Source organism: Anaerococcus jeddahensis (genome assembly GCF_001182725.1).
Taxonomy (GTDB): Bacteria; Bacillota; Clostridia; order Tissierellales; family Peptoniphilaceae; genus Anaerococcus; species Anaerococcus jeddahensis.
On the sequence record NZ_CWHU01000005.1, the window covers coordinates 1,128,366 to 1,144,325 of the forward strand.

The window sequence follows — 15,960 nt, forward strand, 5'->3', positions numbered from 1 at the left end:
CTTATTTTACTATAGCCTTAGAAATTTTTGCTGATACAAAATTTAATAGTATTACAAAAACTAAAAGTAATACTGCAGTTGCATAGGCTTCTTTTACGTGGAAACCTTCTGTTGATAGGACATACATATGAACTGCCATTGTTCTTGCAGAATCTAGTATTGATGTAGGTGTTTTTGCTACTGTTCCCATTGTATAAATTAGGGCTGCAGATTCACCAACTATTCTTCCTGTTGATAAGAATATTCCTCCCAAAATTCCATTTATTGCTTCTGGAATTACTATTTTAAAAATTGTTTGAATTTTTGTAGCTCCAAGGGCAAGTGATGCGTGAGCTTGGAGAGGATTTACATTTAAAATTGCCTCTTCAGTTGTTCTGATTATGGTTGGAAGAATCATAATTGCTACTGTTAAACATCCTGCAATCAAAGAATATCCCAAATGTAGGGCGTCAACAAAAAACAAATATCCAAACAAACCATAAACAATTGATGGGATTGATGAAAGAATTTCTGTAGCAAATCTTACAGATTTTATTAAAATTTTATTTTTTGCATATTGTGACAAGTAAATCGCTGTAAAAATACCAACTGGCAAGGTTACTATTAGGGTTATTACAATTGATAAAAATGTTGTAATAAGAGCTGGCATTATTGAAACATTTTGTGATGAATATTTTAATTCAAAAAGTGAAGGTGAAATATTTGGTATACCATTTATTAAAATATAGGCAATTACTATTCCACCTGCTGCAAATCCCAAAAGTGACAACAAATAAATTAATATTTTAAAAGAATTTTTCATTACTACCTCTACATTCTTGCTTGATCTTTGTTTCTTATAAAGTTAAATACGATATTTATCAAAAGAATAAATACGAATAAAACCATACCTGTTGCTATAAGGGATTCTCTGTGAAGACCAGACGCATATCCCATTTCCAAAACTATATTTGTTGTAAGGGTTCTTACTCCATCAAGTAGACCGCCTGGCATTCTTGGTTGATTTCCAATTACTAAATAAACTGCCATGGTTTCTCCAATTGACCTACCAATGGCAAGAATTATTGAAGAATAAATTCCGCTTTTTGCATAAGGCACCATGACTTTTCTAATTGTTTCTTCCTTTGTAGCTCCAAGAGCAAGAGAACCTGTATAAAAAACTTCTGGAACTTGTTCGAGGGAATTTTTTGAAATATTTACCATTGTTGGAAGAATCATTATTGCTAAAAGGATTGATGCAGTGAGCATATTCATTCCACCAGTTTTAAAAGTTTTTGAAACAAATGGAACTATAACCATCATGGCAAAAAATCCATAAATAATCGAAGGAATAGCTGCCATCAAATTTATAAGGCCGTTCAAAAAATTATAAGATTTTCTTGAATAATAGGCCATAAAAATTGATACAGCAAGACCAAATGGTATTGCAATTATTGCTGATAAAACTGTTACAATAATTGATCCGACAATCATTGGTCCTATTCCAAAAAATGCAGGTTTTGCTGTTGGAGCCCATTTTGTTCCGCTGATAAATTTAATAAGTCCATATTGGCTAACAAAATCTATACCTGATCTAAAAATAAAAAAGGTAATTAGAATTATTAATAAAATGGACATAATAGCAGAAATTAAAAATACAATTTCTCCAAATTTTTCTTTAAAAGATTTCATTTTATTTTAACTCTCCTGTGTTTGTTATCTCTCCTGTATAAATACCTCTTAACTCTTTCATTGTTAAATCATTTATTTGAGTATTTTCTTTGTTTACAATTATTGCTATTCCATCTATTGCAAATATTTCTGATGAAAGACTATCATCATTCAATTTATTTGAAATCATAGCTATATCTACAACATTGTCTTTTACATTTTTTAAACCTGTCAAAGATTCGTTAGATAAAACTTCAACTTCAACATTTTTATTTAATTTTTCATAATTTTCAGCAAGTTTTTCTACAATTGAACTTAGGGATGAAGAACCAGTTATGGTCAATTTCCCTTCAAGATTTTTTGCCTTATATTCTTTTTCGTTTGTTAAGGCAAGAAGTCCGTCTTCTTCAATCAAGTTTTTTGCACTTTTACTTTTCACATATTCCAAAAAATCTTTGGATAAGTCTGTTTGAGAATCTTTTTTGTAAGCAAGGCCGAAAGGTCTTTGCAATTTATATGATCCATCTTCAATTGTATCTTTATTTGGACTAACACCATCAATTTTTACAACCTTAACTGAATCATCCAAAGCAGTAAGTGATAGGTAGGCGATTGCTGTTTTATCAACTCCAACAGCCTTTAAAACTCCATTTGTAGAATTTAATACCATAGAATTATCTGTAGTCATATCTTCATAATTTCCTTTGTTATTTTCTTTTATCAAACCAACTTGTTCAATAAAACTTTTTCTCGTTCCCGATCCATCTTCCCTACTTGTAACAGTAAGGTCAAAATTTTTGCTTTCTTTTACTTCAGTTTTTTTTCCAGAGCAAGAGGTTATCAAAACTAAAGTAGATAAAAACAATAATAATTTTTTTACCATATGAACTCCTTTTTATTTTCTTACATAATATTATTAAATCCTTGTATGGAATTGATAAATCCTATGTAAAATCTATGTAAAATTAATAAAATTCACAAAAAAATAAGCTCATAGGAAATCTCCTAGAGCCTATTTAAAATTATTATTTGCTTAAATCAGCTGTATTTTTAATTTTTCCTGAGAAAATTTCTTTTAATTGGTCTTTTGTTAGATCATTTAATTTAGAATCATCTTTATTAACAATTACAGCTATTCCATCTTTTGCTAAAACTTCTACTTGAAGTTTATCTTTTTCATCATCTTTTAATTCTCTTGATGCCATAGCAATTTGGCTTACGTCAGAAATTGTTGATTCGATTCCTGAAGATGATCCTGTAGATTGGATTTCAATATTTGCATCTGGGTTTACATCTTTATATTTTTCTACAAGTTTTTCCATTAGAGGAGTAACTGATGTTGATCCTGCTATAGTTAAGTTTCCTTTAACTTTTTTAGCCTTGTAATCTTTTGCTTCTACTTTTATATATCCTTCTTTTCCAACTATTTCTTGAGCATCTTTACTTAAAACAAAGGCCAAGAAATCTTTTGCTAAATCGTCAAGTTTATCTTCTTTAAAAGCAAGGTTGAAAGGTCTTTGTAAAGTATAATCACCAGATTCAATATTTTCTTCTGTTGCTTCTGCTCCATCAACTTTTACTTTTTTAACATTATCATTAACAGATCCCAAAGAAACATAACCAATTGCTGATGGATCTTGTGATACAGTTTGCATTACACCGTTTGTAGAATTTTGAACTACAGCTTCATCGGTTGTTGTATCTTTCTTTTCACCATCTTTTTCTTCTTCAAGACCAACAAGTTCAATGAAGGCTCCTCTTGTACCAGAACCATCTTCTCTTGATACAACAGTTATATCAAAATCTTCTTGATCAGAATTTTTTGTATCCCCGTCTTTTTTCTCACTTGCTGTACTAGCATTTTCAGTTGGATTTGATCCACTTTCATTTGCTTTGTCATCCTTATTTCCACAAGCTGATAAAATCATTGATAAGGAAAGTGCTGCAACTATAATTTTTGAATTTTTAATTTTCATTATTTACTCCTTTAATATTTGTAACTTCACAATGTATAATAAAGTATTTTTATTTCAAATTGATTAGGTCAATGTAAAGTTTAGGTTAATTTTTAAAATTTCTTGTAATTTATTCTAAAACCTATATAATTTAATAGTAAAAAAAGAACAAAGTATTAGGAGATAAAATGCAAGAAATAAAAATACCAGAAAATTATCAAAGTGATAAGAATTTATATAAGACACAATTGTTGATAAAAGAAATTAAGGATTTTTTCCAAATAAATTTATCAAACAATTTAAATTTAAAAAGAGTATCAGCACCTTTATTTGTAGAAAATTCTACTGGTCTAAATGATAACCTATCTGGTGTTGAAGAACCTGTAAAATTTACACTACCAGAAGCAAATAATGCCAGCATGGAAATAGTTCATTCCCTTGCAAAATGGAAAAGATATGCTCTAAAAGAATATAATTTTGCAATGTACGAGGGACTTTACACTGATATGAACGCAATAAGAAGATGTGAAGAACCAGACAACACTCATTCATTTTATGTTGACCAATGGGATTGGGAAAAAGTAATAAAAGAAACAGATAGAAATGAAGATTATCTAAAATCAACAGTTCTTACAATTTTTAATACCCTTAGGGCCTTGGACGAATATCTTTGTAGATTGATTCCAAAAAGAGTAAAATTGTTGCCAAATAATATAAAATTTTTAACAAGCCAAGAACTAATAGATGAATTTCCAGAATGTAAAGACAGCAAAGAAAGAGAAAGAGAAGCTTGTAAAAAATACAAGGCAGTATTTTTAATGCAAATTGGAAAAGAATTATCAAACGGTAAAGTTCATGATTTGAGATCACCTGACTATGATGATTGGAATTTAAATGGAGATATTTTAGTTTACAATCCAGTTTTAGATGATGCTTTGGAATTATCTTCAATGGGAATAAGAGTTGATGCAAAAACTTTAAAAGAACAATCGAAAATTGCTGATTGTGAAGAAAGATTAGAATATAAATATCATAAAATGCTAGTAAATAACCAATTGCCACAAACAGTTGGAGGTGGAATCGGTCAATCAAGACTTTGTATGTTCTTCTTACAAAAAGCCCATATAGGAGAAGTTCAAGTTTCCTACTGGCCAGATGAAATGAGAGAAGAATTAAAGAAAAATTCAGTTATTTTATTATAAATTAAAAAAGGACCTTAAGTCCTCATGACGTTTAAAATAAGAATATTAAATAAATTAGACCAAAAAATTGAGCGGGGAAATCTTTTTGAGATTTCTCCGCTCCTTTCAGTCGGTCGAGATGGGTTTGTAGCATATTTTATTTTTAAATTTTAAAAACTTATTTAAATAACTTTGTCTACACTCTAAAACTTTTTGCCCTTTTTTAATTTTCAAATTCTTTTATTTTACCAATAAAAAATTTTCCATATTGGCTCAATTTCTTTTCTCCTACTCCTTTAATTTTTAAAAATTCATGTTCATTTTTTGGCTTAAGTCTTGCCATATCAATCAAAGATGCATCGGAGAAGACAATAAATGGTGGGATATTTCTTTTTTTAGAAATTTCTAATCTTAATTTTTTCAAATTATTAAATAAATCTTTGTCATAATCAGAATTTCCACTGAATTTTTCAATTTTTTCTTTAATATTATCTTCTTTTAAATCCCTAATAAAAACTTTCTTATTATAAAACAAAACTTCTTTTGATTTTTCATTTAATTTTAAAATTGGATATTTTAGGCCAGAAACTTTTATATAGCCATCAGCAACCAAAACTCCAATCAAATCCTTTATATATTTTGAATCATTTTCTTTCATTATTCCAAAAGTTGAAACAGCTTTTAAATTTTTTTCTTTAGAATTTTTATTATTTGATCCTTTCAAACAATCAACGATTGTAGAAGTTCCATATCTTTGATCAAGTCTATAAATACAGGATAAAACTTTTTGGCTATCAAGGCTTGCGTCAATTTTTTCATAGTCATCTAGGCAATTTGAACAATTATCACATTTTTCTTTTGCTTCTTGGCCAAAATATTCCAAAATAAAAGCCCTCAAACATTTATTTGTATTTACATAATTTATTATTGTTTGAAGTTTTTCAAGCTTAACCAATTGATAGGCTCTGTTTGGAGATTGGGAGATCAGATACTTATTTATAACTATATCTTGAGTAGAATAAAGTAAAATTGCATCAGATTTTTCACCATCTCTTCCAGCTCTTCCTGCCTCTTGGTAATAAGATTCCATATCTTTTGGCATATTCATATGAATTACATATCTAACGTCTGACTTATCAATTCCCATTCCAAAAGCATTTGTGGCAACAATTATATTTTTTCTATCATAAATAAAATCTTCTTGATTTTTCTTTTTATCCTTATCACTAAGACCTGCATGATAAAAAGTTACATTATAAGATAATTTTTTCAAATATCTATAGCAAGACTCTACTCTTTTTCTTGTAGAAGCATAAATTATCCCAGATAAATCTTTTTTATCTTTTAAATACGAAGAAATAAAAGCCATTTTATCCTTGGGTTTTCTAACTTCAAACAATAAATTTTCTCTGTCAAAGCCAGTAACTTTTACAAACGGATCAGATAATTTCAAATTTTTTATTATATCTTCCCTTACAGCCTTAGTTGCTGTAGCTGTAAAGGCTGCTATTTGAATTTTGTTATCAAAAAGATCATAAATTTGTGGAATAAGTTTATAAGATGGTCTAAAATCATGGCCCCATTGGGAAATGCAGTGAGCTTCATCAACAGCTACAAAAGAAATATTTACTTCCATAATAAAATCTATAAAAAATTCATTTTCAAGTCTTTCTGGAGAAATATATAAAATTTTAATTTCATTTCTTTTGATTTTTCTTAAAGTTTCTGTGTAAGTTTTGATATCTTGGCTTGAATTAATAAATTCTGCCCTAATTCCATTTTCCTTTAAAGAATCTACCTGATCTTTCATTAGAGAAATTAAGGGAGAGATTACTAGACAAATTCCATCAAGCATCAATGCCGGAAGTTGATAGCAAATTGATTTTCCTCCACCAGTTGGCAAAACTCCAAGAGTATCATTTCCATTTACAATATTTTCAATTAATTCTTCTTGACCTTGTCTAAAAGAATCAAAACCAAAATATTTTTTCAAACTTTTTAAAGTATCCATAGCCCACCTTTTTTCTAAAAAAAATAATTAAGCTTAAAAACTTAATTATTTTCTTCATTCGTATTAATATTTTCTTCATTTGAATCAGAATTTTCATTTGAATCCGGACTAGAAACATTGATAAATTCTTCTTCCTTTATTGCATTTTCATCACTTTGATTAAATAAAATATCTCCAACATCAGTTTTAAGATCTAGTGATTTCTTTTTATTTTTTCCACTTGTATAGCCATCAAGAATATTTCTATAAGAAACATTTTCCAAAACAAAATTTCCTACATTTAGCCTTGCATTAATTTTAAAAGATTTAACAGAGTCTTTTGTTTTTATTTTTATATCTCCATTTTGACTTTGCATTTTTTCATCAGCCATAAGCTTTGTATCAGTTACAATAATATTTCCAGTTTTAGTATTTAAATCAGAATTTTTAAGCTCAGATTTTTTTATAAGAATAGATCCTGCATTATTTTCTACAGATCCAGAAATTTTGGAATTTTCAAAACTTACATTTCCACTTTCTAATTTAAAATCTACATCATCTGAAATTAGGTTTGTAACTTTTACATCGCCCGCTCCAAGTTTTAACTTTACACTTTCAAGCTTCATATTTTTTGGCAAAAATATCCTTACAATTTGAATTTTATTTTTCATATAAAGTTCTTTTCCCTTTATCTCTGAAGATAATTTCAAATTCCCATCTTTATATTTACTTTTAACTTCATAAGAAAGGTCATCTTTATAAAGGTTTGTATATTCCACATAAGGATTTGTAGAAGATTCTTGAATTCTTACATCGCAAGTTTTTAAATCTAAATTTATTGATTTTATTTCATCAAGGTCAACTCTCATAATCTTTGATGAATTATAAGAATTTTCATTTATCTCCTTGGATGACTTGCCTTCTTTATTGGCAAAATCAATATTTCTTGATAAAAAGAAAATCAAAGCCAAAAAAATTATGGCAAAAAATCCTATAGCTATCTGCTTTCTATCAAGTTTAAAGCTATTATTTTTTTTATTTTTACTCATTTAACTCTCCCATAATAATAACTAACTTTTTAAATTGCTATAGTCAATACTTTCAAGATAAAGCCCACCAGCTTTTAAAGTTGGATTTGCTCTTTTCCTATTATTTTCATTAAAATAATATTTAAAATCTTCAAGGCTAATTTTTCCACGACTTAACTCAATCAAAGAGCCAGCCATAATTCTAACCTGATTATGTAGAAAACTCTCAGCCTTAAAATATAAATATAATTTATTCTCATTCAAAACAAAGTAGCAATCGTCAATTTTTCTTATTGTATTAATTATATCATTTTTTTCGCTGAGCATAAAGGCTCGAAAATCATGTTCGCCTTTTAAAATATCCATTCCTTTTTGAAGCTTATCAAAATCAAGTTTATAAGTTACCTGCTCCATATAATTTCTATAAATTGGATGGAGAATTTTTTCCAAGGAAATCACATATTTATAGGTTTTTGTCTTAACAGAAAATCTCGCATGAAAATTTTTATCAACTTTTTTTGAAGATAAAGCTAAAATATCATCTGGTAAAAATTTTTTAAGATGAAAATGAAATTTATCAGCCCTTATATTTTTTGCAGTCAAAAAATTTATATACATTTCATTTGCATGAACTCCGCTGTCAGTTCTTCCGCTTGCAATAATCCTATTTTCTTCACCAGTAACTTTTCTAATTGCATTTTCCAATTCTTTTTGAACAGTTCTTCTATCATTTTGAATTTGAAAACCCTCAAATAAAGACCCATCATACTGGATCTTTAATAAAATATTTTGAATTGTCATATGAAAAAATTAATAATAACTACAGCACAAAATAAAATAAAAAGGATCAAAACTATATAATCAATTTTTGTCATTTTTATTTCATTTAGCCTCGTTCTTTCTCTACCAATCCTATAAAGTCTTGCCTCCATTGCAGTTGCAAGGTCATCACTTCTTTTAAAAGAATTTATAAAAAGTGGAACCAATAAGGGAATCATATTCTTTGCTCTATTAATTATATTTCCAGATTCAAAGTCTGCCCCCCTTGCCATTTGAGCCATTTTAATTCTTTGGGCTTCTTCAAAAAGAGTTGGAATAAATCTTAAAGAAATTGAAACCATCATGGCAAGCTCTCCTGCCGGAAAACCAAATCTTTTTAAAGGAGAAAATAATTTCTCTAGCCCATCTGTTAGCTCCATTGGAGATGTTGTAAAAGTTAAAACTGAAGTTGAAACAACTATCATAATAATTCTTACAAACATAAACATAGTTTTATAAAGTCCTTCATAGGTTGCTGTCAGTGAAAAAATAGTAAAAAGTGTTTTTCCACCTGTTGTAAATAAATTTATAAGTCCAGTTATAAGTAAAATCCAAATTAAAGGTTTTATACTTCTAATTAATGATTTTACAGGAATTTTTCCTACAATTATCATCACAAATAATAAAATTACAAAGGGAATATATCCTAGAAAAGTTTGAACAAAAAATATGGTAATAATAAAAAGTAAAGATGCAATTAATTTTACTCTTGGATCTAGTTTGTGAATAAAAGTATCGTATGGTAAATACTGACCTATAGCTATATTATTCATTTTTAGCCTCCAAATATTTTTTTAATTCAATCACGGCATCTTTTACAGTATAAATATCATCTCTAACATCTTCGCCTTTTTCTTTTAAGGCTTTCATAAATTTTGTAACTTGAGGAATATCAAGTCCTATTGATAATAAATCTGTTTTTGTAAAAGTATCATAAGTTGATTTATCTGAAAAAACTTCTCCCTTGTTCATTACAATAACCCTATCAACATATTTTGCCACATCCTCCATAGAATGAGAAACCAAAATTATTGTAAGTTCTGGATCATTGTCATAAAGTTTTAAAATTTCTCCAAAAATTTTATCTCTACCTCTTGGATCAAGACCTGCTGTAAGTTCATCCAAAACCAAAACTTTTGGATTCATAGAAATAATTCCACAAACAGCCACTCTTCTTTGTTGGCCACCTGATAATTCGAAAGGAGATTTTTCACCTATCTTTTCATAATCAAGACCAACAGCTTCCATAGAATTTCTTACTCTTTTTTGAATTTCTTCATCATCAAGTCCCATATTTTTTGGACCAAAAGCAATATCTTTAGCAACAGTTTCTTCAAACAATTGATTTTCTGGATATTGAAAAACAAGCCCTACTTTAAATCTGATATCTCTTCTTGTTTTTTTATCTTTTGTATTTATTCCTTCTACAAAAACATCTCCGTTTGTAGGAATCAACAAGCCATTTAAAAGTTGGACTAGGGTTGATTTTCCAGATCCGGTTTGACCAATCAAACCAATTATCTCATGTTTATTTATCTCTAAATTAATATTTTTTAGAGCGTAGTTGTCTTCTTCACTATCTTCATTATATACATAATCAACATTTTTTAGTTCAATTTTCATACTAGCTCCAAAAATTCTTCTATATTTAAAGGCAATTTTTCAAAATTATAACCTTCTTTTTCAAGTTCATAGGCAATCTCTGTAACTTGAGGAACTGTAAGACCTAAATCTTTCATCTCTTTTACCTTTGAAAAAACTTCTCTAGCACTTCCTTCAAGAGCTTTTTCTCCCTTATTTAAAACAATTATCCTATCAGCAAGAGCAGCTTCTTCCATGTAATGAGTTATGTGAACAACTGTCTTTTTATAATTTTTATTTAGAGTTTGAATTATATCCATAACATCATTTCTTCCTTGAGGATCAAGCATGGCAGTTGGCTCATCAAAAATAATACAATCTGAAAGCATAGCTATAACTCCTGCAATAGAAACTCTTTGTTTTTGTCCACCTGAAAGTGCAGATGGAGATCTTTTTACATAATCTTGCATTCCAACAAGCTTAATTGCTTCTTCTACTCTTTCTCTAAGCTCAGGATTTTTTACTTGTAAATTTTCTGGACCAAAAGCCACTTCATTTTCAACAGTTGTAGCAACCATTTGGTTGTCAGGATTTTGAAAAACCATAGAACATTTTTCTCTAATATCCCAGATTTTTTTCTCATCTTTTGTATTCATTCCACAAATCAAAATATCTCCTTTAGTTGGAAATATTTGTCCATTTAAAAGTTTTGCAAGGGTGGATTTTCCTGAACCGTTGTGACCCAAAATTGCCACAAATTCTCCTTCTTTAATAGATAAATTTAAATTATTTAAAGCAAGAGTAGAATCTTTTTCATTTTCTTCTGAATTATTTTTATAAGAAAAATTTAAATTTTCAATTTTAATCAATTTTTCTTCCTTTCAATTAGTAAATATAAAAAGTGACTATCTAAAAATAGATAGCACTTTTAAAAATTAATATAACATATTTGGTGAATTGTTTGTTGATGATTCGTAAACAACAACTGGAGTATTAAATTCTATAATAGAATATAATTTTGCTGCTTGATCTGGTGGCATATTTATACATCCATTGGATCCAGAATACATGTAATAATTTGAACCAAATGTACTTCTCCATCCAGCATCATGTAGTCCTTCACCATCCCATCCAATTGGCATCCAATATTTAACAGGAGTCACATACCTACTTCCATCAAAATTTGTTCCTCTTAAATCCTTATTCGTTTCTTTTGAAAGAATAGAACCTACACCAATATTTGTAAATGCTTGATGAGCTGCATCACCAGTAACTACTGGTGTAGAGATTACTAATTCTCCGTTTTGGTAATACCATAAATGTTGTCTTGAAAGATCGACTTCAACATAAGTATCTTTCAAATCAGATCCATCATCATATCTTTCAAAGCCTTCTCTTTCATAAATAGGATCAATATTTGCTGATTTTTTTTGATCAAAAGATTTTAAAACTGAATTAATAGTTTCTTCTTGATTCATGATAAAACCATAGACACCAGGATTTACAGTAATTTCTCCAAGATCACTTGCCTTAAATTTCCTATTTTTACCATAGGTATTTGTTTCTTCTGCCATTTTTGAAACATATTGGGCTAGCTTATCATAATTTAAGGTCAATTTTTTATCTTTAAATTCAATCATATCTGCTAGAGTTTTACCTTCAATTTTATAATCAAAACCTTTGATATTAAATTTATAAGATAATTTTAAAGCATCATTTGCTTCTTTTAGAGCTTTTTGTAAATTTTCATCTTTAGCATATACTTTTGGACGTTCATAAAATGACTCATCCATTTTTATATCAGCATTTCTAGTTTTAATTGCAGAAACTAGACTTTCTTTTAATTTTTTATATTTTACCTTGTTTCCTTCAACTTCTTTATTAATTTTAAATTCTTTTCCATCAAATTCTAATTTTGCATCTTTAGGCTCAACAACCTTATTCATTAAGTTTGAATTTTTTATAATATTATCAAGTTTGTCTTCATTAAAATTTACCTTGTAATCGAAATCAAAATTTTCTTTTGTTAAAAAACTTATTGGCCATTTTAATGGATTTTGATCAAGACTTGCTCCTTTTGGAATATTTGCCTTGTAATCAACATCTTTTGAATTAAATGCTAATTCTTTGTCATCTAGTCCCTTAAAATTAATATCAAAATCTCCAACACTATCACCAATTACTGATTCTTTTGGAGCAAATGATACATTTTTTCCATTAACATGGGTATTTGGTAAACACACAAAGGAAAACAAAACTGTTCCTATTATATATATTCCTACTACAATACCGCCGATTGTAATCAATACTTTATTTGACTTTTTATTTGTTTCATTATTAATAATAATAAGCACCTCCTAATAACTGTAATTATAGTACCACTTAAGAGTCAATTTATCTATCTTTTTTTGGTTTTTTACCAAAATATTGGTAGAGGTCGACTTTTTGTCCCCCGTTATATAATTTTCTCTTTTTTGATAGCTTTCTTTTTATATTTTTATCAATTTTTTCATCAGATGAAATTATAAACATTGACCAAGTATCTAACTTTTTAAATTTTTCATCAATCATTTGAGAAATTTTTTCCTTATCAAATTTTGACAATCTTTCGCCATATGGTGGATTTGAAATGAAAATTCCAAAATTATCCTTTAAATTTATTTCCTTAAAATCTTTATTTAAAAAAGTAATATCTTCATAAACTCCTGCATTTAAGGCATTATTTTTGGCAAGTTCTATTGCATTTTTTGATATGTCTGAGCCTAAAATATTAATTTTTTTATCATAATCGATTTTTTCGTAGGCTTCTTTTTTTATTTGTTCAAATCTTTTTTTATCGAAAAATTTAAAAGATGTAAAATCAAAATCCCTATCAAGGCCTGGTGCAATATTTCTTTCTTTTCTTGCAGCTTCTATTAAAATAGTTCCTGATCCACAAAAACCATCAAATAAAAACCTATCATCTTTATAAAAAGATAAGTCTATAAGAGCTGCCGCCAAATTTTCTCTTAAAGGAGCTTTCACACTTCCTTCCCTGTATCCTCTTTTGTGAAGGCCATCTCCTGATGTATCAAGGCAAACTGAAACCATATCCTTTTCAATCATAACTTCAATTTGAACTCGAGGCCCTGTTTTTTTAAATGTTGAAATTTTATATTTTCTTTTTAAAGAATCAACAATTGCTTTCTCACTTATTGATTGGATTGATGGAAGTGAAAAAAGTTTTGATTTGTAAGTTCTTGCATTTACTATAAAATTATCGTCAATTGACAAAAAATCAAACCAGTCAATTTTATTTATATTTTCAAATAATTCCTCAAAACTTTTTGCCTCAAATGATGCAATTTCTAAATATATTCTGTCAGCTTCTCTTAAATTTAAATTAAAAAAAGAAACATCATCCAAATTTCCATTTAAAATTATTTTTCCATTTAAAACTTCAAAATCTTTGTAATTTTCTTCTTGTAATTGTCTTTTTATTAAGCTTTCTAAACCAAAGCTTGTTGTAATAATAATTTTTTCCATAACACTTATATTATAACAAATTTGGACTTTTTAAAAAACTCTTATATTTTTGTTATTTTTCTATAAGCTTGGGTAATAATATAGATGTAAATGAAAATAGGAGGATTTTATATGTTATTAACACAAACAGTACAATCAGGTGATTGGAAAAACGAAAAACACGTACCAGAATTAGAATATAAAGAACTTGGTGAAGGAAAATATGAAGTTTCTGCTTTTGTAGGAAAAGAAATTGCCCATCCAAATACTTTAGAACACCACATTTCTTGGATTAAAGTTTTCTTTGTTCCAGAAGGTGGTAAATTACCAGTAGAAATTGCATCTTATAATTTCTCAGCTCATGGTGAAAGTGAAATTTTCACAACTCCAAAAGCTGTTGGTGAATTTAAATCTGATAAAAAAGGTACTTTATTTGCTCTATCTTATTGCAATATCCATGGCCTTTGGGAAAATTCTTTAGAAATTAAATAAGAATAAAAATTTAAACTTAAAAAGACGAGAATTAATTCTCGTCTTTTTCTTTACTAATCAATTGGCAAAAATCCAAATCCAAATAATCCTGGACCTGTATTTGCTCCAAGACTTGGGGCTATTTGTGATGTCAAAAAGAGGCTTGATTTTTCTTTAAAATCTTTTAATTTTTCTTCTAAAATTTCAGATCCTTTTTTGTAGCCACCATTTGAAATTACCATGTAATATTTATCTATTTTTCCCAAGTACTCACTTGCAAGTTTTTCCATTTCTTTTATAACTTTTTTCTCTCCCCTACAAGTTTTTACTATGTGGTATTTTCCATCAACTGGATCACATAAAACTATTGGTTTGATATTTAAAAATTCTCCCACTTTACCAAAAGCTTTTGGAACTCTTCCTCCTGCAATTATATATTTAAAAGTATCGATAGTGAAAAATATTTTTGATTCTTTTTTCTTCTCTTCAATCATTTCCACTATTTTTTCAAAATCATATCCTTTTTTTATTAAATCTTTGGCATAAATTGCAAGTAATCCTGTTGTAAGAGCAACTGATTTGGAATCAACTACTCTTATATCTAGTCCTTCAAATTCTATTTGTGAACATAAATTGAAAAATCCTGTGAAATTTTTTGATATGGTAATTATTATTAATTTTTCATAGCCATCATTTTTTATTTTCTTAAATTTTTCTTCTAACTCGCCTGGTGAAGGAATAGAAGTTTTTGGCAATTTTTCATGTTTTTTTATCCAATCATAAAATTCTTCTGCTTTTAACTCTTCTTGTTCTATATAAAATTCTCCATCTAAATTTACATAAAATGGCATCAAATAAATGCCAAATTCCTTAGCTTTTTCTAGATCTATGTCTGATCCAGAATCTACTAATACTGCTATTTTTTCCATTCTATTTAATCCTTTATGTCTACAATAATTTTTTGACCCTTATCTATAATTGGCCTAAATACAGTTTCTTTCAATTTTATTTCTCTCGCAAATCTTAGGCTAATTTTTTCATGGTCTCCGCTGTGAATTGGGAACATCAGCTGTGGCTTTACGGTATCTGCAAAAATTTTTGGACCCTTATAATAATTTTCGCCCAACCTATAATCAACCGGAAAGAAAGCTATATCTATCGGTTCGTTTTTAATTTTTTCAATTTGGTCGATAAAAGCATAATACTCTTTTTTTACACTTTTGTCATCATAATCTTCCCAAGCCCAATAATTTAAATCGCCTGCGTGAAAAATTTCTATTCCATCGATATATAAAATTATAGAAATTCCTTCATCGGTTGATCCAAAAGTTTTAATAGAAATTTTTCTTCCTTTAATATTAATTTCCTTAAATTGATATGGGTCGACAAGATATACATTTTTAGAATTATACAAAGATTTCAATTGATCCATGCCCAATTTATTTTCTTTTATATAAATAATATTATCATCACTTTCCAAGCGTGCTATATCGCTTGATAAAATATAAGTATAGTTTTTCATATTAGGAATTTTTAAAATTTCTGAAGTGTAGTGGTCAGAGTGTCCATGACTTGCTACAAAAATTACATTTTTATCTTCAGGTATATTTAAAACTCCCTTATAATAATCAAATATAATAAAATAATCCCCTATTTCAACACTATAGCAGGAATGATAAATATAAGTTATTATAATTTTTTCAATCATCCAAATTCTCCTAATTTCTTCTAAGATAAGTATACCCAAATTTGATAAATATTAATGATTTTTTGGAATTTTC

The 15,960-nt window shown here is 28.1% G+C and carries 16 protein-coding genes; 2 read left to right on the plus strand and 14 right to left on the minus strand.

What is annotated here, in order from left to right; genetic code table 11:
* Position 1: 1 nt before the first annotated feature.
* The 4 genes from pstA to BN2087_RS08505 all read right to left on the minus strand — a co-directional run bounded on the left by pstA (position 2) and on the right by BN2087_RS08505 (position 3,626).
* Positions 2–802: a phosphate ABC transporter permease PstA gene (gene pstA, locus BN2087_RS08490; protein WP_049691339.1), complete on the minus strand. Its 801-nt coding sequence runs from the start codon at positions 800–802 to the stop codon at positions 2–4.
* A gap of 8 nt (positions 803–810) precedes the next feature.
* The gene (gene pstC, locus BN2087_RS08495) at positions 811–1,671 is read right to left on the minus strand and encodes a phosphate ABC transporter permease subunit PstC (protein ID WP_049691340.1); all 861 of its coding nucleotides are present in this window, start codon (positions 1,669–1,671) and stop codon (positions 811–813) included.
* Position 1,672: 1 nt separating this feature from the next.
* Positions 1,673–2,533: a substrate-binding domain-containing protein gene (locus BN2087_RS08500; RefSeq protein WP_049691341.1), complete on the minus strand. Its 861-nt coding sequence runs from the start codon at positions 2,531–2,533 to the stop codon at positions 1,673–1,675.
* Between the two features lie 142 nt (positions 2,534–2,675).
* Positions 2,676–3,626 (minus strand): substrate-binding domain-containing protein, encoded by a 951-nt coding sequence (locus tag BN2087_RS08505; RefSeq protein WP_049691342.1) that lies wholly within the window; start codon positions 3,624–3,626, stop codon positions 2,676–2,678.
* Positions 3,627–3,793: 167 nt separating this feature from the next.
* Between BN2087_RS08505 and asnA the strand changes: the two genes are divergently transcribed.
* Positions 3,794–4,807, plus strand: a complete 1,014-nt coding sequence (gene asnA / locus BN2087_RS08510; RefSeq protein WP_049691343.1) for an aspartate--ammonia ligase — start codon at positions 3,794–3,796, stop codon at positions 4,805–4,807.
* A gap of 202 nt (positions 4,808–5,009) precedes the next feature.
* On the opposite strand, the gene recQ is transcribed toward asnA, so the two are convergent.
* The 8 genes from recQ to BN2087_RS08550 all read right to left on the minus strand — a co-directional run bounded on the left by recQ (position 5,010) and on the right by BN2087_RS08550 (position 13,729).
* Positions 5,010–6,797, minus strand: a complete 1,788-nt coding sequence (gene recQ, locus BN2087_RS08515) for a DNA helicase RecQ (RefSeq protein ID WP_049691344.1) — start codon at positions 6,795–6,797, stop codon at positions 5,010–5,012.
* Between the two features lie 41 nt (positions 6,798–6,838).
* Positions 6,839–7,825, minus strand: a complete 987-nt coding sequence (locus tag BN2087_RS08520; protein WP_049691345.1) for a DUF4097 family beta strand repeat-containing protein — start codon at positions 7,823–7,825, stop codon at positions 6,839–6,841.
* Between the two features lie 21 nt (positions 7,826–7,846).
* On the minus strand, positions 7,847–8,605 hold the full coding sequence (gene truA / locus BN2087_RS08525) for a tRNA pseudouridine(38-40) synthase TruA (protein ID WP_049691346.1): 759 nt from the start codon (positions 8,603–8,605) through the stop codon (positions 7,847–7,849).
* Complete coding sequence (locus BN2087_RS08530; protein WP_049691347.1) at positions 8,602–9,396, minus strand: energy-coupling factor transporter transmembrane component T family protein; 795 nt, start codon at positions 9,394–9,396, stop codon at positions 8,602–8,604. The genes truA and BN2087_RS08530 overlap by 4 nt, the downstream gene beginning before the upstream one ends.
* Entirely contained in the window at positions 9,389–10,246 is an 858-nt protein-coding gene (locus tag BN2087_RS08535) for an energy-coupling factor transporter ATPase (protein WP_049691348.1), read from the minus strand. Before BN2087_RS08535 ends, BN2087_RS08530 begins: the two co-directional genes overlap by 8 nt.
* Positions 10,243–11,073: an energy-coupling factor transporter ATPase gene (locus BN2087_RS08540; RefSeq protein WP_049691349.1), complete on the minus strand. Its 831-nt coding sequence runs from the start codon at positions 11,071–11,073 to the stop codon at positions 10,243–10,245. Before BN2087_RS08540 ends, BN2087_RS08535 begins: the two co-directional genes overlap by 4 nt.
* Before the next feature lie 66 nt (positions 11,074–11,139).
* Positions 11,140–12,510, minus strand: a complete 1,371-nt coding sequence (locus BN2087_RS08545) for a L,D-transpeptidase family protein (protein WP_245190873.1) — start codon at positions 12,508–12,510, stop codon at positions 11,140–11,142.
* An 88-nt stretch (positions 12,511–12,598) separates the two neighbouring features.
* Complete coding sequence (locus tag BN2087_RS08550) at positions 12,599–13,729, minus strand: THUMP domain-containing class I SAM-dependent RNA methyltransferase (RefSeq protein ID WP_049691351.1); 1,131 nt, start codon at positions 13,727–13,729, stop codon at positions 12,599–12,601.
* A gap of 111 nt (positions 13,730–13,840) precedes the next feature.
* Between BN2087_RS08550 and BN2087_RS08555 the strand changes: the two genes are divergently transcribed.
* A complete protein-coding gene (locus BN2087_RS08555) occupies positions 13,841–14,200 on the plus strand; it encodes a desulfoferrodoxin family protein (protein WP_049691352.1) in 360 nt (119 codons plus the stop codon).
* 53 nt (positions 14,201–14,253) lie between these two features.
* On the opposite strand, the gene BN2087_RS08560 is transcribed toward BN2087_RS08555, so the two are convergent.
* Positions 14,254–15,108: a DegV family protein gene (locus BN2087_RS08560; protein ID WP_049691353.1), complete on the minus strand. Its 855-nt coding sequence runs from the start codon at positions 15,106–15,108 to the stop codon at positions 14,254–14,256.
* 5 nt (positions 15,109–15,113) lie between these two features.
* Positions 15,114–15,887: an MBL fold metallo-hydrolase gene (locus BN2087_RS08565; protein ID WP_049691354.1), complete on the minus strand. Its 774-nt coding sequence runs from the start codon at positions 15,885–15,887 to the stop codon at positions 15,114–15,116.
* Between the last annotated feature and the right edge of the window lie 73 nt (positions 15,888–15,960).